Raw genomic sequence first — 22,615 nt, 5'->3', positions numbered from 1 at the left:
TACTGCTGGGGGGACCCTGTGGGAGAGTAGGACGCCGCCTAACAATTTTTCAGAGAAGCCCCGACCGGGAAACCGGTCGGGGCTTCTCGCATTTCCGGGGCACTTCGGCCCGCCCCGGATTGCCTACTCACCTCCACCTATCACCCCTTCGTAGGTAGACCTAGGTCCACCTCAAAGTCGGGTCCAGGCGCTACTGTGCGCCTCCTTCCCGGCGGACAGACTGGTACCCAGTTCGAAGAGCCGCGAGGTGGAGAGATGGACATGGTGAATCAGACCTTGCCCCTGGGGGCCACACAGCGTGCCGAGCAGCTCCGGGAGCGGGCGCTGTCGGGTCTGCAGGCCCAGTGGCGATGCGCGCTGCTTCTGCTGCAGGCCGGCTTCGGCCCGGTGGTGCTGTTCCTCATGGCGATCCCTTCCGGCATCGCGCTGCTGGCGACCGGGCTCGGGCGGAGCCCGCTCGTGGCGCTGTTCGGGCTCTGCGGTGCGATCCTTTGGCCGGTGCTCTTCCTCTGGTGGAGCAGGCAGCACGCGGCGATGTCGCGGCGCCGGGCGTACGCCTGGTTCGGTCTGCCGATGGTGGAGCGGTACCGCGTGGCCGCCGAGCCGGTGCAGGACGAGCGAGGGCACTGGTGGACGGGCCACTCGTATTTCCGGGACAAGCGGGTCGCCAGGGCGGCCCTCCTGGCCCGGACGGTGACGAGCGATCCGGAGACCTGGCGGGACGTCAGGTGGCTGGTGGGGAACGCCTTCGGGGCCGGGGCACTCGCGCTGCCGTGCCTGGCCCTTCTGGCCGGGGCGGGGATGGAGGTGCTGATCAGCCTCATGCGGGCCTACCTGGGGCGCTCGCCCGAGAGTCTCATCCAGGTGCTGTTCTGGCTGGGTGTCACGGCGGTCAGTCTGCTGATCGCTCCGGTTGCCGTGCGGGTGCACAGCGACTGGGCGCACCGGCTGCTCGATCCGCAGGCCTCCGCAAAGCAGGAGAAGGCCCGGCTCACCAAGCGGGTGGAGCACCTCACCACCACCAGGGCGGACGCCGTCGGCAGTCAGGTCGCGGAGCTGCGTCGGATCGAGCGGGATCTGCACGACGGTGCGCAGGCCCGGCTGGTCGCCATCGGTATGACGCTCGGCACCATCGAGCATCTGCTGGAGACCGACCCGGCATCGGCCAGGTCTCTCCTCGCGGATGCCAGGCAGTCCTCCGCACGGGCTCTTCAGGAGCTCCGTGACCTGGTGCGGGGTATCCATCCGCCCGTTCTGGCCGAGCGCGGACTCGCGGATGCGGTGCGGGAGCTCGCTCTCGACAGTGCCGTTCCCACGGAGGTGACGGTCAGTCTGCCGGCCCGGCCGGAGCCGCCGGTGGAGTCGGCCGTGTACTTCTGCGTGAGTGAGCTGCTGGCCAATGCGGCGAAGCACTCGGGGGCCCGGCAGATCTGGGTGGACATACTCTTCCGGGCCGGCCAGCTGCGGGTCTCGGTGACCGATGACGGCCGTGGCGGGGCGATGCCGGAGCGGGGCAGCGGGCTGCGCGGGATCGAACGTAGGCTGGCCACCTTCGACGGGGTCTTCTCGCTCAGCAGCCCGCAGGGCGGCCCGACGACGATCACCATGGAGCTGCCGTGCGCGTTGTCCTCGCTGAGGACCTCTACCTCCTCCGGGAAGGTCTGATCCGGCTGTTGGAGGCACACGGGTTCACGATCGCCGCCGCTGTCGAGACCGGTCCGGACCTGCTGGCCGCACTGCTGGAGCACCGACCCGACGTGGCGGTGGTGGACGTCCGGCTGCCACCGACATTCACGGACGAGGGGCTCCAGGCGGCGTTGGCAGCCCGGCGGGAGATCCCGGGCCTGCCCGTGCTGGTCCTCTCGCAGCACGTCCAGCAGCTGTACGCGCGGGAGTTGCTGGCGGACGGGTCGGGCGGGGTCGGCTACCTACTGAAGGACCGGGTGTTCAACGCGGGTCAGTTCATCGACGCGGTGCGGCGGGTGGCCTCGGGCGGTACGGCGATGGATCCGGACGTGATCGCCCGCCTGATGCAGAGCCGGTCGGGATCCGAGCCGGTGCAGCGGCTCTCCCCACGGGAGCGGGAGGTGCTGGAGCTGATGGCTGAGGGGTGCTCGAATCTGGCAATCGGTGCCCGGCTGACGATCAGTGACGGCTCGGTGGCCAAACACATTGCCAATATCTTCACGAAGTTGGACCTTGCCCCGGCAGAGGACGCCAACCGCCGTGTACTGGCGGTTCTGGCGCACCTCAACGGCACTCCGTCACCGCTCTCCTAGCTCCAGGACGGAGCCTTTCCAGCCCCAGGCTGAGTCGTTGACCAAACTCGCGTGCGAGTAGTATCCGGTGGGCCGAGACGGTCGCGGATGCGGGGATCGGCACCGGCCGAATCCCAGGGGTTGATCAACGAATGGCACGTCCATCCCTCACTCGCGCCCACCGGGCGCTGCTCGGCGTGGTCGCGGCCGGGGCCTGTCTGATCTCCGGCATCGGTTTCGCGGGCTCGTACAACGCGGTGCGCGAGCTGGCCATGGAGAAGGGCTTCGGCGCCTTCGCCTACGCCTTCCCGATCGGGGTGGACGCGGGCATCGTGGTCCTGCTCGCGCTGGACCTGGTGCTCACCTGGCTCCGCATACCCTTCCCGCTCCTGCGGCAGACGGCCTGGCTGCTGACCGCCGCCACCATCGCATTCAACGCCGCCGCCTCCTGGGGCGATGCGCTCGGTATGGCGATGCATGCCGTGATCCCGGTGCTCTTCGTGGTCGTGGTCGAGGCCTCGCGGCACGCGGTGGGCCGGATCGCGGCGATCACGGCGGACCGGCACATGGAGTCGGTCCGGCTGATGCGCTGGGTGCTCTCCCCGGTGCCGACCTTCCGGCTCTGGCGGCGGATGAAGCTCTGGGAGCTGCGTTCGTACGACGAGACGGTCCGGCTGGAGCAGAACCGGCTGGTCTACCGGGCGCAGCTGCGGTTCCGGTACGGCCGGGGCTGGCGGCGTTCGGCCCCCTTCCAGGCTCTGCTGCCGCTCAAGCTCGCCAAGTACGGCGTCCCGCTCGATCCCGGCATCCTGGACCGGATCGACGGCCCCCTCGAGACCCTTCAGCTCCCGCAGGCCTCGGCGGCCCCCGCAGCGGCGGCCGGCCACGTCGGCCAGCCAGTCCCGCCGCAGGTCGCCGCAGGCCAGGTGGCTGCAGCCCAGGTCGCCGCAGCACAGGGCGGTCAGCAGGTGCCGGTGGACCAGGCGCCGGTGTCGGCCGCGGTGGCCGTGCCGACCCTGGCGAAGCTGGCCGCGATGCGGCTGCGCTCGGCGCAGGAGCCCGTGCCGGAGGGGGAGGTCGAGACGGCCCCGCAGCAGCCGGAGCTCAACGTCTGGCTGGCACGCGCGCCGCACGAGCAGTCCCCGACCGGTTACCCGGTCCGGATGCCCGGCCAGATGTCGCCTTGGTTCAAGCCGCCCCGCACCCCCCGCCCCGGCGACCCGGTCCCGGTGGCTCAGACCGCGCCCGCACCGGCTCCCGCTGCCCAGGTTCCGGCTCCGGGCGGGCCGGTGCCGGCGATGGCCGGTGTCCCGGCGGCTCCTGCGGCTCCTACGGGTCAGGCGGCGCCCGGTATGGTCCGGCCTCGCCCGGTGGGGTTGCGTCCGGTCCGCCTGGAGCAGCTCGCCCCCGAAGGCGTCGAGCCCGAGCAGCTGGACCTCGAGGGGTTCGCCGAGGCCGAGGCCGTTGAGCTGCCCGAGGCGCTCGTTGCTCCCGAGGAGCGCGATCAGCCGGCCGAGCACCCGGCGGACCGGCAGCTCGTGGTCGCGCCGCTCGATCCGGAGGTCTGCTTCCAGGCTCTGCTGGCCTACATCGACGAGTACGACCGCCAGCCCGACGTCGAGGCGCTGGCCGAGTACCTCACGGTCGAGTACGGCGTGGTCGGTACCCGTCCGAACGGGTCGGTCAACCCCTCCGAGCTGAACCGGCACTGGGAGCGCCTGCAGCGCAGGTACCACGAGGCCGGTCGCGACTGAGCACCCCGCAGGACGTCGCGGGAGAGTGCAGGACAACTCCACATCGAGCCGAGGAACGGTCCGGCCCGTGGGCGCCCATTGACGCCCGGGTCCGGCGCGGTTACCTTCACCTCCATCAGGCATCAACAAACTGTTGAAGTGTCGCAGGCTGATGGAGGAGTCCGGGATGTCGCAGGTCGAGGTGGACGGTAGCAAGCCCGAGGACGGGGCGTCGTTCTCGTCCGCCGCCCTGGCCGCCGTGGACGCGCTGCTGGCGCCCGTCGACGCCGAGCTGGCCCGGCGCTACCCCGGGGAGCCGAGCACCCGGCAGCCGGTGCACACGGTCTACGTGCCGGCGGACGTGTTCGCGGCCGACACCGTTCAGACCTGGGGCCGGGAGGCGCTGGAGGTCTTCGACACCCACGCGGGCACCCCGGCCGAGCTGGCCGCCGCGCTCGGCGTCCCCGCCGACGAGCTGCTGACCGAGGTGCACGCCCGGGTCCGCGCCAAGCTGGAGCGTGAGCCGGTCGAGGACCTGCGGATCGACTTCGAGGACGGTTACGGTCCGCGCCCCGACGCCGAGGAGGACGCGGCCGCCGTCCGCGCCGCCCAGCTGGTCGCCGCCGCGGTGGCGGCGGGCACCGCGCCGCCGTACATCGGCATCCGGATCAAGTGCATGGAGGCGGCCGTCCGCCACCGCGGCATCCGCACCCTCGAACTCTTCCTCTCGACGCTGATCGCCGAGGGCGGCCTGCCCGACGGGCTGGTGCTCACGCTGCCGAAGGTCACCTACGTCGAGCAGGTCGTCGCGCTGGTCCGGCTCCTGGAGGACTTCGAGCAGCGGGCCGGGCTGCCGGCCAAGCGGATCGGCTTCGAGATCCAGATCGAGACCACCCAGGCCATCCTCGGCGCCGACGGCCGCGCGACGGTGGCCCGGATGATCGAGGCGGCCGACGGTCGGGCGACCGGACTGCACTACGGCACCTTCGACTACAGCGCCTCCTGCGGGGTCAGCGCCGCCCACCAGAGCATGGACCACCCCGTGGCCGACCACGCCAAGGCGGTCATGCAGGTCGCGGCGGCGGGCACCGGGGTCCGGCTCTCGGACGGTTCGACCAACGTGATCCCGACCGGCGGCCGCGAGCAGGTCCACGCCGCCTGGAAGCTCCACCACGACCTGGTGCGCCGCTCGCTCGCCCGTGCCTACTACCAGGGCTGGGACATGCACCCGGCGCATCTGCCCACCCGCTACGTGGCCGTCTACTCCTTCTACCGCGAGGGCCTGCACGCCGCCGCGGCCCGCCTCTCGGCCTACGTGGCCAAGGCCGGCGGCGATGTGATGGACGAGCCCGCCACCGCCAAGGCCCTCAGCAGCTACTTGCTCCGCGGCCTCGACTGCGGCGCCGTCGACTCGGCCGAGGTCACCGCCCTCACCGGCCTCACCCGCCCCCAGCTCGACACCCTCGCGGGCCGCTGAGGGCCGGCCGCTGAGAACCGGCCGCTGAGGGCCGGCCATTGAGAGCCAGCCGTTGACCACCGACCGTTGACCACCGGCCGGGCCGAGCACCACGCCGGTTAGGCTGGCAGGGACGATCACGTCCCTGCCAGCCTTTCTTGTCGTTCTGCCTGCCGAGGAGAGTCGCCGCGCGATGTCGGAACCGAGCGCGAAGCCGTACCTGACCGTCCGGAGCTCCGGCAGCCACGAGATCGAGATCAAGAAGTCCCGGTTCATCTGCCACCTCGCCCGGGTCGAGGACGAGGAGGCGGCCCAGGCGTTCATCGCCTCGATGCGCAAGCAGTACTGGGACGCGCGGCACAACTGCACCGCCTTCGTGGTCGGCGGCGAGAGCCCGCGTGAGCGGTCCAGCGACGACGGGGAGCCGGGCGGTACGGCAGGGGTGCCGATGCTGGAGGTGCTGCGCCGACGTGGGCTGACCGACACCGTAGCGGTGGTGACCCGGTACTTCGGCGGGGTGAAGCTGGGCGCGGGCGGGCTGGTGCGGGCGTACGGTGGCGCGGTCTCCGAGGCGGTGGACGCGGTCGGTCTGCTGGAGCGGCGCCCGGTCGCCCTGCTCGCGGTCTCCGCCGACCACACCCGGGCCGGGCGGCTGGAGAACGACCTCCGGGCCGCCGGGTACGTGGTGCGCGGGCTGTCCTACGAGCCGGCGGGCGTGCTGATCGAAGTCGGGGTGCCCGAGCCTGAGGTGACGGCGTTTCACGCCTGGCTGGCCGAGGCCACCGGCGGCGCCTCGGTGGCGGTGGCGGCGGGCCGCAGCTACGTCGAGGTGCCGGTCTGAGCGGTGGCGTGCGGCCGCAGGCCGCATAGCGGAACCGACGGAGCACCGGGCAACAGAAGCCCGAGTGACACTCGAACGAATTAACCATGCCGGGAGTTGGAACTTCCACTCCCGGCTCTTGCGTTTCCCTCGACAAGGAATCCCACCTCGGCCGGGGAATCCCGGGCCAGGTCCGGCAGATCCGGCAGGCCCGGTCCGGCCGGGGCGGGAGTCAGGCCGGCAATTCATCGATGGAGGAATTCAGACCCCACCCACCACCCCTCAGGGAGGTACCTCGTATGACTTCGGCGCACATCCCGTCCCCCGGTCAGAGCCCTGACACCGCAGGCCATTTCGGCGGTCCCGAGCCCTACCGGACGACAGTCACCACCACCCGGCCGTACCAGGACGTGGTAGCCCTGGCGGATCAGCTGCTGGCCGCCTGGTTGAAACAGGAAGGTGCCGAGGAGCCCCCGCCCGCCGGCACCGACCCGGGCGTCGAGCGGCTCCGCCCCGGCCCCCGCATCCTGCTCGACCGGGACAACGGTCTGCTCCGGTCGAATCTCCCGGAGCCCGACGACCCGCCCGAGGCGGCCCCAGGCTCCAGCCCCGCCAGTTCCAGCCCCGCCAGCCCGGCCTTCGCCGGCACCGCCCCCAGAAGCACTGCCGCCGCCACCACAACCGCCGCCGCCGCTACCGTCCCCGCCGGGCGCTACGCCCGCCGCCGCCTCCGCACGCCCGTGCCGCACGGCACCCACCAACTGACCGTCACCATCGCGGCGGACGATCGGATCACCTGGGTCCGCCTGGAGGCCGAGCACCTGGCCGCCGGTCCGGCCGCCCGCCCCGCCGGCCGGGTCCCCGTCCCCGAGCTGGCCCGGACGATGCTGGCCCTGATCGACGCGACGGACGGGTCAGCCCCCGTCGGCCCGCTGCCGAGGGTGGTCACCCCGGCCGAGGTGGACGCCCTGATCGACCAGCTCTGCGATCCGGACCGCAGCCTGCCGACCGTCGTCGCGAGCGTGCCGCCCGCCGTCCCGGTCGACAACTGGCTGGCCGGCGCCGTCCACCCCCTGGTGCGCCAGCTGACCGGTCTGGCCTCCCTCTACGTGCTCGACCACGCCGCGCTCCCGCACTTCAACGTGGCGCTGGAGTACCACAAGGTCTACGGCGGCGCCGTCCGGACGTACCTGCCCGAGGTCGATCCGGCCTCCCGCGCGGACAGCGCCCGGCACTCGGTGATGCCCCGGCACCGGATCGAGGAGGACGTCCGCCGGGCCGCCGCGCTGATCGCCCGTGAGCCGCGCCGCGCCGCTGCCGAGCTCCCGCTCCCGCCGCTGCTCGCCGCCGTCCCGGTGCTCCAGCTGCCCGTCGAGCCCAAGCGCCGCCCGCACCCCGCCGTCCCCGTCCAGCAGCAGCCGAAGCCCACCCCGGAGCACCACGGCACCGAGCAGGCCGAGCCGAGCGACCGGGCCGAGCAGCAGGCCAGGGCGGACGAGTTGCAGCGGATCAGGCGCAGCCTGCTGCTGGCCCGCCGCCGGGAGCGGCGGCTGCTGGCGGAGAACAGCGAGCAGTACGCGGTGCTGCGCGGGATCACCGCCCAGGTCCGGGCCCTCACGGAGCAGCTGCGCGCGGTGGCCGGGCCGGACGCGGCCGATCTGCTCCGGCTCACCACCGACCCGCTGGCCCGGGCGGCGGGCGAGGCGGGCGAGACGGCGGCCGGGGCGGAGAGTGCCTCGGGCGAGGAGCCGGACACGCCGGTGAGCTTCGGCGACCTGGTGGGCCGGTTCGACGAGTTCCCGCTGCTGGAGTTCACCGGCGACTACAAGGAGACCCTGGCGCTGGACGGCCAGAACGCGGGCACCGGCTGGGCGAAGCTCACCTGGGAGGGGCTGACGGCCCTGCAGGAGTACGCGGCGGCGGCCGTGCGCGGCGAGGCGCACGGGGACTTCAAGCAGTGGTGCGAGCACACGCCCCCCGGCTGCCACCGGTTCCCGCCGCGCAAGGCCGTCCGGGGCGAGTCCCGCACGGTGGAGAGCCACACCAAGTGGAAGCGCGAACGGATGCTCCCGGTGCCGGAGTGCGTGGACTCCTCCCGGCGCGCGTTCATGGGCGCGCACCTGCGGATCGGCGGCGGCCGGACGGCTCCGCGCCTGCACTACCTGGACGACTGTTCGGGCAGTGGCCGGATCTACGTCGGGTACATCGGACTCCACCTCACCAACACCCGGACGAACTGAGGAGGGCTCAGGCCGCTCCGCCGGACCGGACCCGGCGTCACACCGGAGCAGGGGAAAGGAGAGAGAGGCACGTCCCGAGGGCTCGGACGGTGGAGAATGGGGTGAGCACCGCCCCGCACCACACCGGACGAGCATGGGGGAACGACCGCCGATGCAGCACTCACCCGAGGGTCAGCCGGACGGTACGGCCAAGGTGCTCCAGCCCGGCTTCCTGGCCTCGGTCTTCCGAGACCTCGGAGCGGACGTGCCGGAGCAGCGTGGGGCAGCCCCCGGCCGGAGCACGGGCGCAGCCACGGCCGCGGGCACGGGCGCAGGCGCGGCGACGGACGAGGGCGTGGCCGCCCACGGCCGGGCCGCCGCGCTGGCCCACCACCGCACGCTCACCGTGCAGGCCGAGCACGAGCGGCTGGCCGACCTGCTGCGCCGCGCCGCGCTGCCCGTCTCCGCGATGGACTTCGAGAGCCAGCTGCGCAGCTACGAGCCCCGCCCCTACCCGCAGAGCGGGGCGGCCGAGACCGGTCCGGAGCCGCGTTGGGCCGACTACGCCCCGCCGGAGCCGGAGCGGGCCGACCCGGAGCAGGGGCCGGCCCGGCGGCTGCTCGACTCCGGGTACCAGCGCGAGCTCGCCCAGGCCCGGCTGCGCCACCAGCGTGACCTGCGCGAGTGGCGGTCCCGCCAGGCCGAGGCGGCGGACAGTGGCGAGCTGGCGGCCCGGCAGGCGCACGAAGAGGCCGAGGAGGCCCGCGCCCGGGCCGTCCGGGAGTACAACGAGAGCCTGGAGCAGTGCCGCCAGGCCTACCGGCTGGCCGAGCCCGCCGCCGTCGAGTCCCTGCTCGAGCGCGCCCTGGCCGCCGCCGAGGGCGCGACCCAGGACCTCCCTGCCCCCTGCCACGCCGTCTACCGTCCGCTCACCCGCACGGCCGTGCTCGACCTCGATCTGCCGCCGCTCGACGTGGTGCCCTCGCTCGCGGGCTACCGGCTCGCTCCGGACGGCGATGTCGCCCCCGTCCCGCGCCCGGCCGCCGACCGGGCCGCCGACTATCTCCGGCTGGCCGCCCGGCTGGCGCTGCGCGCCCTGCAGGCGGCCGATGCCGTGGACACCGACGGAGTGCTGGCCGGGGTGGTCCTCAACGGCTGGCTCAGCCACCCGGCGGGTACGCCGGCCTCCGCTGCGGGGGAGCGGCTCTGCCTGCTCAGCGTCGACGCCGACCGCAACGCCCTCGCCCGTACCCGCCTCTTCCCCGCCGAGGCGCCCCCCGACGCCCCGGCCGCCCCCGGTGCCACTTCCGGCCCCTCCGCGGCCGAGGCCGAGAGCGACGGCGTGTACGCCGCCGCCGAGCAGGACGAGTCCCTGGTCCGGCTGCGCGAGCTCGCGGCGGTGGTCTCGCCGGATCCGTACGGCCTGGTCCAGGTCGAGCCGAGCGGTACCGCGGGGCTCGCCGTGCCGGCGGCCGCCGAGCTGTCGGCGAACGAGTTCGCCCAGCTGGTGCGGGAGCTGCTCACCCGGGGCGGGCTGGCCGAGTGGAGCGTCCGGCTGCGTGGTCCGGCCGGTCTGGTGGCGACCGGGGAGGGCGCACCGGGCACGGCGCTGCCCGGCCGCTGGGTGGTGTGGGCCTCGCGCGGGCCCGCCCCCGTCGCGGCGGAGGAGCTGCGCACCCTGGCCGAGGCCGTTCAGGAGGAGGGCGCCGACCGGGGCCTGCGGCTGACCTGCGGCCGCTTCAGCGAGGAGGCGCTCGACCTCGCGGCCGAGGCGGACTTCGGGCAGATCCACCTGGTCGACGGCAACGGGGTCCAGGAGCTGACCCGCACCCACCTCGGCCTGCCCTTCACCCCCGCCGAGTAGCCGGGAGCAGCCCCCGGGCAGCCGGGGAGCACCCGTTCTCGAACTGCCCCGGGCACCCCCTCCACTCCGCGCCGGACACCCCCCGACCTGCGGCGCTGTCGGCGCGTCTGCTTCAGTTACAGGTCCGCTCGTCACTCCGACGGCCCCGGTCCACGGGCGACGGGTGGGCGAGCCGCAGAGGCTTGCCGTGACCGCGTCCGCCGGGAAAGGGCCGGGGGAGGCGCCGGAGCAGTACGGGAGGGAAGTGGATGACGGCGATACTCGTCGCCGCCGGAGCGTTCGTGATGACGTTGATCGGCGGCTTCGTCGCCCAGCGCACGGGTGACCGGCGGCATCTGGTGCTCGGTTTCGCCGCCGGGCTGATGCTCGGCGTGGTCGCCTTCGACCTGCTGCCGGAGGCGATCCACGCTGCGCCGGACGAGATCCACGGGGTGCCGCAGGCGCTGTTGATGTTCGCGGCGGGCTTCCTGACCATCCACATCATCGAGCGGGCGGTGGCGATCCACCGCAGCCACGAGAGCGAGTACGCGGAGCACACCCACGGCCGGTCGCCCAGCCACGGTCACGCGCACTCCCACGGCCATTCGCACGGCCGCCAGGGGGTCGGCCTGGCGGCGGCCTCGGCGCTGGTCGGCCACAGCCTGATGGACGGGTTCGCGATCGGCGCGGCCTTCCAGGCCGGCAGCACGGTCGGCACGGTGGTGGCGATCGCCGTCGTCGCGCACGACTTCGCGGACGGTTTCAACACCTACACGATCACCCGGATGTACGGGAACGACCGCCGCCGGGCGCTGACCCTGCTCGGGGCCGACGCGCTGGCTCCGATCACCGGGGCCGGGATCACCCTGCTGTTCACCATCCCCGAGCACGTGCTCGGCCTGTACCTCGGCTTCTTCGCGGGCTTCCTGCTCTACCTGGCGACCTCCGACATCCTGCCGGAGGCACACAGCCCGCACCCGTCCCGTTCGACCCTGCTCTGCACCCTGCTGGGGGTCGGCTTCCTCTGGCTGGTCGTCGGCTTCGCGGGCTAGCCCAGGGCCGGCCCGCCCCGAGGTCAGCGTGCGTCCCAGCGCCGCCGGACGGCCGCCAGCGCCGCGGTGATGGCCGGGCGCCGGGAGGCCTGACTGCGCCAGAGCAGGAAGACCCGGCGGGAGGGCTCGGGCACCACGGGCCGGGCCACCACGCCGGGCGGCAGCGTGCCTCGCCCGAGCCGTGGCACCAGGCCGACCCCGAGCCCGGCGGCGATCAGCGCGATCTGGGTCTCGAACTCGCCGACCTGGTAGCGCACGTCCGGCTCCTCCCCGGCCTCGCGCATGGTCCGCACCAGCCAGTCGTGGCAGATGTTGCCCGGCGGCACGCTGATCCAGCGCTGCCCGCAGAGCCGGGCCACCGGCACCACGGCGAGCTCGGCCAGTGGGTCCTCCGCCCGCAGCAGCAGGTCGACCGGGTCGGGGCCGAGGTCGAGCCGGGCCAGACCCTCCTGGACCGGCAGCGGTACGGTCGGCCAGTCCTGGACCAGGGCGAGGTCCACCTCACCGCGGGCGACCAGTTCGGCGGCCAGGTACGGGTCGGTCTCGAGCAGGCGGACGTCCAGTTCGGGGCAGTCGGCCCGCAGGTCGGCCAGTGCCCCGGGCAGCAGCCCGCGCGCCCCGGTGGCGAAGGCGGCGACCATCAGGCGGCCGACGGCCTGGCCGCGCTGCTCCTCCAGCGTCACCTCCGCCTGCTCGACCAGGGCGAGCACCTGCTGCGCGGTGTCGGCGAGCTGCCGGGCGGCGTCGGTGAGCACCACGCCCCGGCCCTGCTTCTCCAGCAGCACGGTGCGGGTCTCCCGCTCCAGCTTGGAGATCTGCTGCGAAACCGCCGAGGGCGTGAACCCCAGGGCCGCCGCCGCGCCGCCCACCGAACCGTGCACCGCCACGGCGCGCAGCGCCCGCAGCCGACCGAGATCCATCATGGGGGCCATGCTAGCTATCGTGTAGCAGTTCTGAACAGTTGTCTTCAGAATTCATCGCTAGTGCTGAACGGTGCTGTGAAGAGATGCTCGTGCCATGCCACCGAACACCACCGCAAGGTCCTCGAACGCCGCCATGGCGCCCCGTCACATCGCCCTCGCCGTGCTGATCGCCGTCGTCTGGGGCCTCAACTTCGTGGTCATCCACGTGGGCCTGGAGAACTTCCCGCCGCTGCTGTTCTGCGCGCTGCGCTTCACGGTGGTCGCGGTGCCCGCGGTCTTCTTCGTGGGGCGCCCGAAGGTCGCCTGGCGATGGGTGCTGCTGGTCGGCTGCACGCTCGGGGTGGTCAAGTTCGGCCTGCTGTTCCTCGGGATGCACGCGGGGATGCCGGCCGGGCTCTCCTCGCTGGTGCTGCAGAGCCAGGCGGTCTTCACCGCGGTCTTCGCCGTCGTGCTGCTGCGCGAGCGGCCGGGCCGGCAGCGGGTGCTCGGGCTGGCGATCGCGGTCGGCGGGATCTGCCTGGCGGCGGTGGACCGGGGCGTCTCCGGACCGGTCGGCGCGTTCGCGCTGGTGATCGCCTCGGCAGTGTTCTGGGGGCTCTCCAACGTGCTGACCAAGCGGGCCGCCCCGCCGGACGCGCTGCGCTGGATGGTCTGGGTCAGCGTGGTGCCGCCGCTGCCGCTGCTCGCGCTCTCGCTGCTGGTCGAGGGGCCCTCGGCCGATCTCCACGCGCTGGCCGGGATCACAGCCTCCGGCCTCGGGGCGATCGCCTTCGTCGGACTGGGCGCGACCCTGTTCGGGTTCGTGGCCTGGAGCTTCCTGCTGCGCACCTACGACGCCTCGGCCGTCGCGCCCTACTCGCTGCTGGTGCCGGTCTTCGGGATGTCATCCTCCTGGCTGCTGCTCGGCGAGCGGATCAGCCCGCTCGCCGGCGCCGCCGCGGCCCTGGTGATCACCGGCATCGGCCTGACCGCCCTGCGCCCGCGCCGCCGCGCCCGGACCGCACCTCCGGCTGCCCGGACCGCACCTCCGGCTGCCCGGACCGCACCTCCGGCTGCCCGGACCGCACCCCAGGCCCCGGCGGCCCTACGGGTCTGAGGTCACTGAGCCTCCGAGGCCCGCCGCTCCTCGTACCCGAGCTCCGCCGCCCGCAGGGCCAGCAGCAGTGCCTCCTGCTCCGCCCCGCCCACCGGGCCGAAGTACTCCTGTGCCACCTCGAGCCGGACCAGCCCGATCCGCTCCAGCGCGCCGTGTCCGGCCTCGGTGAGGGTGAGGCGGACGGCCCGGCGGTCCGCCGGGTCCGGGGTGCGCTCGACCAGGCCGGCCTCCTCGAGGGCGTCCACGACGGTGGTGGCGGAGCGGGGGGCGATGTGCAGGCGGTCGGCGAGGTCGCTCAGCCGGATCGCCTGGGTGCCCTCGCAGCCGGGGGAGTGGGCGAGCATCCGCAGGGCCCGGGCCTGGCCGGGGGTGATGCCGTAGGGCTCCAGGCGCTGCATGGTCTGCCGCCGGATCCGCTTCATCGCCCGGGTCAGCGCGTCGGCGAGCTCGGCGGCGGTCTCGGTCGGCGGGGTGGTCATCGGCGGGCTCCCGGGCTGCGCGGCCCCCGGCCGGAGCCGGCCGGGGAGAAGGTGGGGCAAAAGGCTATCGGCCCGGCCTGCCGGTCCCGCCCCCGCCAGAGGATGCAGATCCAATAACACCTTGAGCTTAGCTCAGCATCTGGGTTAGCGTGAGATCACCAGCAGAGACAACAGCATCAGAGACAGCACCAGCAGAGGGAGCCACCATGGCCCAGTCCCACGCACGCGTCAGCACCGACCGCCCGGCCCGCTACGGCAAGCAGCTGGCCGCCCACCTGGGCCGCAAGATCGAGGCGAGCTGGTCGGAGGAGACCGGCCGCGGCGCGTTCTCCTTCTCCTACGGCTCGGCCGCCGCGGTCGCCGAGCCCGACGCGCTCGTCCTGAGCGTCGAGGGCGAGCCCGAGAGCCTCGCCCAGCTGGAGGATGTGATCGGCCGTCACCTGGTCCGCTTCGGCGCCCGCGACGAGCTGGTCGTCCAGTGGCAGCGCGACAACGGCGAGCCCGGTCTCACCCACCGCCACCAGGAGGACTGACCGCCCGCAGCCAGCGCTCCAGGCACCACAGGTACGTCCCCGCGAGGCACCAGCTGGCGGTGACGTCCAGCAGCCAGTGGAAGTCGCTCCACACCAGCCCGGAGCCGACCCCGAGGCAGACCACGGCGGTGGCCACGCACAGCGCCCGCCATCTGGGCAGGGTGCGGGCCAGCAGCAGTGCGGCGGTGCCGTAGGCGATCGCCGAGGTGGCCGTGTGGCCGGAGGGGTACCAGCCCCACTCGCCGGGGTGCAGCGGCACCCCCGTCGGCCCCGGCCGGGCGAACCAGGCCTTGGCGGGCACCACCAGCAGAGGGATGAGCAGCGAGGTCAGGGCGGCGACCGGCGCCGGCAGCCACCAGCGCACGGTTCGCGTGTGCCGGGCCCGCCAGGCGGCCAGGGCGGCCGCCAGCAGCAGGACGGGGATCGCGGGTACTCCGCCGCCGAGATCGGCCAGGGCGCGCCCGAGCGAGTCCAGGGCCCGGCCGGGCCAGGCGGCGCCGGGGGTGGGCAGCCGCACGCCCAGCGGGCCGAGCTCCGGGCTGCCGAGCCAGTGCCGCAGGCCGTGCACGGTGTCACGGGCCCAGACGTCCAGGTGCAGCAGCGGGCCGCCGACGGCGACCTGCCAGGAGATCACGGTCAGGACGGCGAGCAGGGCCAGTGGGGTCCAGGTACGCGAGAGCCGCCCTGGAGCAGGGGGGAGAGCTCCAGGGCGGCTGGGAAGATCGCCGATCCGTGGGGCCCGGGGGGTGTGGGCCGGACGGCCGGTCGATCGGTCCTCGGCTGCCACCGCCCCTGGCGGGGCGACGGCCGGTGTCGCTGAGGGTGTCAGCTCGCTGTCCATCTGTTACCACCGTACGTCACCTGTCGAGCCGCTCCCAGCGAGTTCAGAGGTTTCGCACAGCATCTTCACCGGGTGGAGCAGCTGGGAAGTACACCTGCACGAAACGGTGGCCCGATCCTCATGGACCGGGCCACCGTTCACGTTACCGCCGGATCAGACCGCCGCGAAGGCGTTCTCGATGATGTCCAGGCCCTCGGCCAGCAGGTGCTCCGGGATGACCAGCGGCGGCAGGAAGCGCAGCACGTTGCCGTAGGTGCCGGCGGTCAGCACGACCAGGCCCTCGTTGTGGCAGGCCTTGGCGATGGCGGCGGTGACCTCGGGGTTCGGGTCCTTGCTGCCCGGCTTGACCAGCTCGACGGCGATCATGGCGCCGCGGCCGCGGACGTCACCGATCACGTCGAACTTCTCGGCCATCGCGCGCAGGCGGGTCAGCATGACCTCGCCGATGTGCTGCGCCTTGGCGTTGAGGTCCAGCTCCTTCATGGTCTCGATCGAGCCCAGCGCGGCGGCGCAGGCGACCGGGTTGCCACCGTAGGTGCCGCCCAGGCCGCCGGCGTGCGCGGCGTCCATGATCTCGGCGCGGCCGGTCACGGCGGCCAGCGGCAGACCGCCGGCGATGCCCTTGGCGGTGGTGATCAGGTCCGGGACGATGCCCTCGTCGTCACAGGCGAACCACTGGCCGGTGCGGCAGAAGCCGGTCTGGATCTCGTCCGCGACGAAGACGATGCCGTTGGCCTTGGCGTACTCGACGATCGCCGGGAGGAAGCCCTTGGCCGGCTCGATGAAGCCGCCCTCGCCCTGGATCGGCTCGATGACGATGGCGGCGACGTTCTCGGCGCCGATCTGCTTGTTGATGAGGTCGATGGCCTGCGCGGCGGCCTCGGCGGCGCAGTTCTCGGCACCGGTCAGCCAGCGGTAGGGGTAGGCCACCGGCACGCGGTAGACCTCGGGGGCGAACGGGCCGAAGCCCTGCTTGTACGGCATGTTCTTCGCCGTCATGCCCATGGTGAGGTTGGTGCGGCCGTGGTAGCCGTGGTCGAAGACCACGACGGCGGTGCGCTTGGTGTAGGAACGGGCGATCTTGACGGCGTTCTCGACGGCCTCGGCGCCCGAGTTGAAGAGCGCGGTGCGCTTCTCGTGGTCGCCCGGGGTCAGCTCGTTGAGCTGCTCGGCGACGGCGACGTAGCCCTCGTACGGGGTCACCATGAAGCAGGTGTGGGTGAACGCGGCCAGCTGCTCGCTCGCCTTGGCGACGACGGCCTCGGCGCTGTTGCCGACGTTGGTCACGGCGATGCCGGAGCCGAAGTCGATCAGCGAGTTGCCGTCCACGTCCTCCAGCACACCACCGCCCGCACGCGTCACGTACACCGGCAGGGTGGTGCCGACACCGGCGGCCACGGCGCCGAGCTTGCGGGCCTGCAGCTCCTGCGACTTCGGGCCGGGGATGGCGGTGACCAGGCGGCGCTCCTGCGGGAGCGGCGTAACAGCGCTCATGGTGTGTTCTCCAGATTTCTCAAGGCGTCGGCTCTGGAAGGCTACGGCTGGGTCAAGGTGCCGGGCATGCGCCACTCGGTAGCACTGGGCCGTCCGACTTGTCCGGCACGGCCAGCCGCCGGAGATCGCTTACCGGGTGCCGCTCCTCCACTACATTGAGCGCGGGCGTGTCGCCGGTCGGGCGGCGTGGGTATCTGCCGCTTCGGGAGCTCGGGGCGGGCGGGTGTGAGGGAGCGGGGCCGGCATGGGCGTGGACGGGGCGTACGGGGCGTACGGTCAGCAGGTCGGTGCCGTCCCCGGAGCGGCCACCGTGCCGCCGCAGCGCGGGGGCTTCGACCTCACCGCCTGGGTCGCCGCGCCGCGCCCCGAGACCGCACCCGGCGTCCTGCGCTACGGCTACCGCCCGCTGGACGTGGCCAGGGCCAAGGACGCCGAGGTGCCCGCCGGGCCGCTGCTGCTGCGGGCGGCGCTCAACCTGGTGGTCGCCTGGTTCGCCGAGATCTACGGGGTGGCGCTCGCCTACTACCTGATCGACCTGTTCGGGCTGCCCAAGCCGACCACCCAGACCCCGGCGCTGCTCCTGCTGCTGGCCCTGCACGCCGTCGCCCTGACCCTGACGATCCGTCTCTTCGGCCGGATGGGCCGCTGGCCCGAGGTCTGGCGGCGCTGGGTGGCCCCGCTCCTCGCCCGGACGGTCACCCAGGAGCAGCCCGCGCAGCCGGAGCAGGCCCCGGTGGCCCCGGTCACCGACCCCTGGCACGGCCTGCGGCACGGCGGCGCCCCGCAGGCGGCCGCGGCCCTGGACGCGGCGCCGGTCGGCGACGTCGACTACGTCCGGATCCAGCGCGCCTGGGAGGGGGTCCAGGCCCACCCCGAGCGGCTGTCCGACTTCCTGGCCGAGGTGGCCGCCCGGGGCGCGGCTGCCTGCGCGCACCCCTCCGAGGCCCGCGACCTGCCCGGCCGCGGCCCGGGCCACGACCTGCTGACCCGTCAGCTCCGGCTCGGCACCGCGCAGGACGTGGTGAAGAACCCGCTCGCCCACCGCTCGGCCGCCTTCGCGCTCGACCCGGCGCTGCTCGCCACCTCGCTGCTCGCCGTCGGCCCGGCCGGGACGGGCAAGACCAGCCGGCTGGCCCGGCCGGTCGCCGAGGCGCTCTGCCTGCAGGCGCTCGCGGGCACCGCCTGCGCCGTGGTGGTCGGCGCGGCCGAGGCCGACCTCGGGCCGGACGCCTGGTACGACGTGGTGATCGCCCCCGGCGACCCGGCCACCGCCTACGGCCTCGACCTCTACGGCGCGGCCCCCGAGGTGGACGAGGCCGCCGCCCGCCTCGCCGATGCGCTGCTGCCCGACGAGCTGGCCGCCCGCGCCGAGAGCGCCCGGGTCGCGCTGCAGCAGACGGTCGGCCCCTACCAGGCCGCGTACGGCCGCTACCCGGGCGTGCGGGAGCTGCGCGAGCTGCTCGGCGGCGGCGAGGAGGGTGCCGAGCGCTGGGCCGCGCTCGGCGAGGAGCTGCGCAAGTCGGGCCGGTACGCCGCGCACGAGCCCGACCTGCGCCACCGCGAGCGGGCGCGCGGCCGGGCCGACGATCCGGGGGCGCTGCTCGCCGACCGCCTCGCGCTGCTCGACCGCCCGGCGTTCGCCACCAGCTTCGGGGAGGCGGCGAAGCCCGCCTTCGCGATGCGGGCGCTGGACCACCCGCTGCGGGTGCGGGTCAAGCTGCCCGAGCGCAGCCACCCCGAGGCCGCCCGGATCCTGGCCCGGCTGGTGGTCGGCCAGTTCCTGCAGGCCACCGCCGTCCGCACCGACCGCTCGCTGTTCGCCGGCCTGGTGGTGGACGACGCCTCGGCGGCCGTGGACGCCCACACGGTGCGGGGGCTGCAGCGGCTGCGCGGGGCCAACGCCGGGGCGGTGCTGCTGCTGCGCACCCTGGTCGACCTGCCGGAGGCGCTGCGCGCGCCGCTGTTCGGGGCGGTCGGCTGCCGGATGGCCTTCCCCGGCATCGCCCCCTGGGACGGCCGCCTCTTCTCCGAGGCCTGGGGCACCCACCTGGTCCAGGAGAAGGCCGTCACCCATGCGCCGGACACCTCCGGCGGCATGCTCCGCAAGGGCGGCCGCCTGCTGCGCAAGGCCCTCTCCGGCACCACCGCCCAGACCGAGAGCGTCACCACCCGCGACGTGGAGCGGCACCGCTGGTCGCCCTCCGACCTGGCGCACGCCCTGCCGACCGGCCACGCGGTGATCTCGCTGACCACGGTGGACGGTGAGCAGGTCCCACCTGTCCTGATCGACCTGCGGAGCTAGGCACCCAGGCGCCGCTACGGAGGATTCGGTCCCGGCGGTTGTCCGGCGCGTCCATAATGGGAGGCAGATGCTCAGCCCTCGCCGGTCGCAACGGGGCGACCAGGTCGAACCACCGAAGGTGCCATGCCCCCCACTCTCGCCTCCGTCGTCCGCAACAGTTCGCTCCACCTGACCGTCCTGGCCGGTGCGGACCACCTCGAACGACCCGTCCGCTGGGTGCACACCAGCGAGCTGGACGATCCGACCCCCTTCCTGGAGGGCGGGGAGCTGCTGCTCACCACCGGCATCAAGCTGGGCAAGAGCGCCGCGAGCCTGCAGGCGTACGTGCACCGGCTGGCCGACGCGGGGGTCGTGGGCCTGGGCCTGGGGGTCGGGCTCTCGCACGCAGAGGTTCCGCAGCCGCTGGTCGACGCCGCCGCGCAGCGCGGTCTGCCGCTGCTGCGGGTGCCGGAGGCGACGCCGTTCATCGCGATCAGCAAGTCCGTCTCGGCCGCACTGGCCGCCGAGCAGTACGAGGCGGTCACCACCAGCTTCGAGGCCCAGGAGGAGCTGACCCGGGCCGCCCTCGGCAAGGACGGCACCACCGCGGTGGTGCGAAGACTCGCCGCCCGCCTCGGCGGCTGGGCGGCGCTCTACGACGGCTCCGGCGCCCTCTCGGCCGTCGCCCCCGACTGGGCCGCCCGCCGGGCCGGCCGGCTGGCCGCCGAGGTCGACCGGCTGCGCCGCCGCCCCGCGCCTTCCTCCGCCGCTCTCCAGGGCCGCTCCCCGGGCATCGACACGGCGGACGAGGACTACGTGGTGGTCCAGTCGCTGGGCGCCGACCGCCGGGCCCGCGGCTTCCTGGCCGTCGGCACCGAGGACCGGATCACCCCGACCGAGCGGTACGTGCTGAACGCCGCCGTCGCGCTGCTCACCCTCACCCTGGAGCGCTCCCGCGAGCTGCGGCAGGCCGAGGAGCGGATGGGCGCGGCGCTGCTCGGCATGGTGCTGGCCGGCGAGGTGCCGACCGCCCGGCAGGTCGCCTCCGGGCTGTTCGGCGGGCTGCCGGAGGGCACCGTCCGGGTGCTGGTCGCCGGGGCGGCGCCCGGCACGGACGCCACCGAGGCGGTCGGGGAGCTGGGCGACCGGGCCGAGCAGGCCGGCGGCCGGGTCGGCGAGAAACTGCTGGTCTCCCGCGAGGAGGGGCCGCACGGCGCCCGCCTGGTGGTGCTGGCGGCCGACAACGGCGCCGCGCACCGGGCCTGCCTGGGCGCGGTCGAGGAGCACGAGGGGCTGGCCGTCGGCGTCTCCGCCCCGACCACCCTGGAGGAGGCCGGGGTGGCCTTCGCCCAGGCCGAGCGGGCCCTGGCGGTGGCGCTGCGGGGCGGCAAGCGCTCGGTCGACCACGAGGAGGTCGGTGCGGGCTCGCTGCTGCCGCTGCTCGGCGAGGAGGCCGTCACGGCCTTCGCCGAGGGCCTGCTCCGCCCGCTGCGCGAGCACGACCGCACCTCCCGCGGCGACCTGGTCGCCTCCCTGCGCGCCTGGCTCTCCCGGCACGGCCAGTGGGACGCCGCCGCCGCCGACCTCGGCGTGCACCGGCACACCCTGCGCTACCGCATGCGGCGGGTCGAGGAACTCCTCGGCCGCTCCCTGGACGACACCGACGTCCGCATGGAGCTCTGGCTCGCCCTCCGGGCGGGCGAGGAGTAAGCAGTCAGTTGCACTACCCAGGGGCGCGAGGAACTGCGCTGCCAACCATGCACGGCCTGCAGCCTTCCGCTTCGCGCACGCGGTTAATGGGCAGAGCCTTGCGCCCCTGACGTACTGGCGCAGTCACATACCTGACTGCTACGCCGTGTCCAATCCGCCGGAGCGGCACTGCGCCCTACCGTTGAGGTCGAGGCTTCACGACCCGCGTGGGGCGCAGACGAGAGGGCCGGTGTGACCGTGACCACCACTCATGACTTCTGGCTGGCCGGCCGCCGGGCGAGCGGCGACGGGGAGTTCGAGGTCCACCACCCGTTCGACGGCAGCCTGGTGGGCAAGGTCAGCGTCCCCACCGACGCGCAGGTGGAGGAGGCGCTGGACGCCGCCGTCGCCGCCGCTCTGGTCTTCGCCAAGACCCCCGCGCACGTCCGGGCCGCCGCGCTGGACCACGTGTCCCGCCGCCTGACCGAGCGCGCCGAGGAGATCGCCCGGCTGATCACCGCCGAGAACGGCAAGCCGATCAAGTGGGCCCGCGGCGAGGTCGGCCGCGCCGCCTCGGTGTTCCGCTGGGCCGCCGAGGAGGCCCGCCGCACCAACGGCGAGACCATGCGCCTGGACACCGACCCGGGCGGCGTGGGCCGCTTCGCGATGGTGCGCCGCTTCCCCCGCGGCGTGGTGCTCGGCATCGCCCCGTTCAACTTCCCGCTGAACCTGGTGGCCCACAAGGTCGCTCCGGCGATCGCCGTCGGCGCCCCGATCATCCTCAAGCCCGCTCCCTCCACCCCGCTCTCCGCGCTGGTGCTGGGCGAGCTGCTCGCCGAGACCGACCTGCCGGCTGGCTCCTGGAGCGTGCTCCCGGTGGCCAACGAGAAGATGCCCGCGCTGGTCCAGGACGGCCGCCTGCCGGTGATCTCCTTCACCGGTTCGGACAAGGTCGGCTACCAGATCATGGACTCGGTGCCGCGCAAGCACGTCACCCTGGAGCTCGGCGGCAACGCCGCCGCCGTCGTGCTCGCCGACTACTCCTCCGAGGCCGACCTCGACTGGGCGGCCACCCGGATCGCGATGTTCTCCAACTACCAGGGCGGTCAGTCCTGCATCTCGGTGCAGCGCGTGATCGCCGACGCCTCGGTCTACGACGCGCTGGTCGAGAAGGTCGTCGCCAAGGTCAAGGAGCAGGTCACCGGCAACCCGTCCGACGACGCCACCGACGTCGGCCCGCTGGTGGACGAGAACGCCGCCAAGCGCGTCGAGTCCTGGGTCGAGGACGCCGTGGCCAAGGGCGCCAAGGTGCTCACCGGCGGCACCCGCGAGGGCGCCCAGTACGCGCCGACCGTGCTCGCCGACCTGCCGGACGACGCCATCATGGCCACCGCCGAGGTCTTCGGCCCGGTGCTCTCGCTGCACAAGGTGGAGTCCACCGACGAGGCCTTCGCGCTGGTCAACGACTCGAAGTTCGGCCTGCAGGCCGGTGTCTTCACCCACGACGTGCAGGTCGCCTTCCGCGCCCACACCGAGCTGGAGGTGGGCGGCGTGATCATCGGCGATGCCCCGTCCTACCGCGCCGACCAGATGCCGTACGGCGGCGTCAAGGACTCCGGCGTCGGTCGTGAGGGCGTGAAGTACGCGATGGACGACTTCACCTACGAGAAGGTCATGGTCCTCACCGGCCTGTCCCTCTGAGCAGACCCACCCGCAGCCCCCGTCACCGCTCCGTGCGGCGGCGGGGGCCGCGTTATGCCCATAACAGTGCCAACTCCCCTGATTTTCCTACTCGTTGGTTCTCTTGACCCCCTCTCGTCAGCCTCACTACGCTCAGCCGCGCCCGGCACCCACCGGGCTCCCCCCACGGATCAGCGCGTTCTTCGATCACCCTCAGT

At 73.6% G+C, this 22,615-nt stretch carries 17 protein-coding genes; 13 read left to right on the top strand and 4 right to left on the bottom strand.

Translation table 11 applies throughout. The features are described 5' to 3' along the window. The first annotated feature begins 255 nt into the window (after positions 1–255). The 8 genes from ABT095_RS28995 to ABT095_RS28960 all read left to right on the top strand — a co-directional run bounded on the left by ABT095_RS28995 (position 256) and on the right by ABT095_RS28960 (position 11,381). The gene (locus ABT095_RS28995; protein WP_350532495.1) at positions 256–1,665 is read left to right on the top strand and encodes a sensor histidine kinase; all 1,410 of its coding nucleotides are present in this window, start codon (positions 256–258) and stop codon (positions 1,663–1,665) included. Beyond that, complete coding sequence (locus ABT095_RS28990; protein WP_350532494.1) at positions 1,617–2,279, top strand: response regulator transcription factor; 663 nt, start codon at positions 1,617–1,619, stop codon at positions 2,277–2,279. The genes ABT095_RS28995 and ABT095_RS28990 overlap by 49 nt, the downstream gene beginning before the upstream one ends. A 131-nt stretch (positions 2,280–2,410) precedes the next feature. Then, on the top strand, positions 2,411–4,012 hold the full coding sequence (locus tag ABT095_RS28985) for a DUF2637 domain-containing protein (RefSeq protein WP_350532493.1): 1,602 nt from the start codon (positions 2,411–2,413) through the stop codon (positions 4,010–4,012). Between the two features lie 166 nt (positions 4,013–4,178). Further along, positions 4,179–5,468, top strand: coding sequence for a DUF6986 family protein (locus ABT095_RS28980; RefSeq protein WP_350532492.1), 1,290 nt, complete (start codon positions 4,179–4,181; stop codon positions 5,466–5,468). A gap of 172 nt (positions 5,469–5,640) precedes the next feature. Beyond that, positions 5,641–6,288 carry a YigZ family protein gene (locus ABT095_RS28975; protein WP_350532491.1) on the top strand — a complete coding sequence of 216 codons (648 nt, stop codon included), beginning with the start codon at positions 5,641–5,643 and terminating at the stop codon, positions 6,286–6,288. 278 nt (positions 6,289–6,566) lie between these two features. After that, positions 6,567–8,507, top strand: coding sequence for a hypothetical protein (locus ABT095_RS28970; RefSeq protein WP_350532490.1), 1,941 nt, complete (start codon positions 6,567–6,569; stop codon positions 8,505–8,507). Positions 8,508–8,658: 151 nt separating this feature from the next. Continuing rightward, positions 8,659–10,350, top strand: a complete 1,692-nt coding sequence (locus ABT095_RS28965; RefSeq protein ID WP_350532489.1) for a restriction endonuclease — start codon at positions 8,659–8,661, stop codon at positions 10,348–10,350. Between the two features lie 248 nt (positions 10,351–10,598). Beyond that, positions 10,599–11,381 (top strand): ZIP family metal transporter, encoded by a 783-nt coding sequence (locus ABT095_RS28960; RefSeq protein ID WP_350532488.1) that lies wholly within the window; start codon positions 10,599–10,601, stop codon positions 11,379–11,381. A gap of 23 nt (positions 11,382–11,404) precedes the next feature. Here the strand turns inward: ABT095_RS28960 and ABT095_RS28955 are convergent, their stop codons facing one another. After that, a complete protein-coding gene (locus ABT095_RS28955) occupies positions 11,405–12,304 on the bottom strand; it encodes a LysR family transcriptional regulator (RefSeq protein WP_350532487.1) in 900 nt (299 codons plus the stop codon). Positions 12,305–12,437: 133 nt separating this feature from the next. Between ABT095_RS28955 and ABT095_RS28950 the strand changes: the two genes are divergently transcribed. Then, on the top strand, positions 12,438–13,400 hold the full coding sequence (locus ABT095_RS28950; protein ID WP_350532498.1) for an EamA family transporter: 963 nt from the start codon (positions 12,438–12,440) through the stop codon (positions 13,398–13,400). A gap of 2 nt (positions 13,401–13,402) precedes the next feature. Here the strand turns inward: ABT095_RS28950 and ABT095_RS28945 are convergent, their stop codons facing one another. Continuing rightward, positions 13,403–13,879 (bottom strand): MarR family winged helix-turn-helix transcriptional regulator, encoded by a 477-nt coding sequence (locus ABT095_RS28945; RefSeq protein WP_350532486.1) that lies wholly within the window; start codon positions 13,877–13,879, stop codon positions 13,403–13,405. A 206-nt stretch (positions 13,880–14,085) separates the two neighbouring features. On the opposite strand from ABT095_RS28945, the gene ABT095_RS28940 reads away from it, so the two are divergent. After that, a complete protein-coding gene (locus tag ABT095_RS28940) occupies positions 14,086–14,412 on the top strand; it encodes a DUF2218 domain-containing protein (protein ID WP_350532485.1) in 327 nt (108 codons plus the stop codon). Here the strand turns inward: ABT095_RS28940 and ABT095_RS28935 are convergent. Both ABT095_RS28935 and gabT read right to left on the bottom strand, forming a co-directional pair. Continuing rightward, positions 14,387–15,253, bottom strand: a complete 867-nt coding sequence (locus ABT095_RS28935; protein ID WP_350532484.1) for a phosphatase PAP2 family protein — start codon at positions 15,251–15,253, stop codon at positions 14,387–14,389. The two genes, ABT095_RS28940 and ABT095_RS28935, sit on opposite strands and share 26 nt — an antisense overlap. A 153-nt stretch (positions 15,254–15,406) precedes the next feature. Further along, positions 15,407–16,747 carry a 4-aminobutyrate--2-oxoglutarate transaminase gene (gene gabT / locus ABT095_RS28930; RefSeq protein ID WP_350532483.1) on the bottom strand — a complete coding sequence of 447 codons (1,341 nt, stop codon included), beginning with the start codon at positions 16,745–16,747 and terminating at the stop codon, positions 15,407–15,409. Between the two features lie 244 nt (positions 16,748–16,991). Between gabT and ABT095_RS28925 the strand changes: the two genes are divergently transcribed. The 3 genes from ABT095_RS28925 to ABT095_RS28915 all read left to right on the top strand — a co-directional run bounded on the left by ABT095_RS28925 (position 16,992) and on the right by ABT095_RS28915 (position 22,418). Continuing rightward, positions 16,992–19,049 (top strand): ATP-binding protein, encoded by a 2,058-nt coding sequence (locus ABT095_RS28925; protein ID WP_350532482.1) that lies wholly within the window; start codon positions 16,992–16,994, stop codon positions 19,047–19,049. 123 nt (positions 19,050–19,172) lie between these two features. Beyond that, positions 19,173–20,738: a PucR family transcriptional regulator gene (locus tag ABT095_RS28920; protein WP_104816174.1), complete on the top strand. Its 1,566-nt coding sequence runs from the start codon at positions 19,173–19,175 to the stop codon at positions 20,736–20,738. 237 nt (positions 20,739–20,975) lie between these two features. After that, on the top strand, positions 20,976–22,418 hold the full coding sequence (locus tag ABT095_RS28915; RefSeq protein WP_350532481.1) for an aldehyde dehydrogenase family protein: 1,443 nt from the start codon (positions 20,976–20,978) through the stop codon (positions 22,416–22,418). Positions 22,419–22,615: the final 197 nt, after the last annotated feature.

The organism is Kitasatospora sp. NPDC002227, from assembly GCF_040296285.1.
Classification (GTDB): domain Bacteria; phylum Actinomycetota; class Actinomycetes; order Streptomycetales; family Streptomycetaceae; genus Kitasatospora.
Note: the sequence above shows the minus strand (reverse complement) of the source record. Positions and strands in the feature narration are given on the sequence as shown.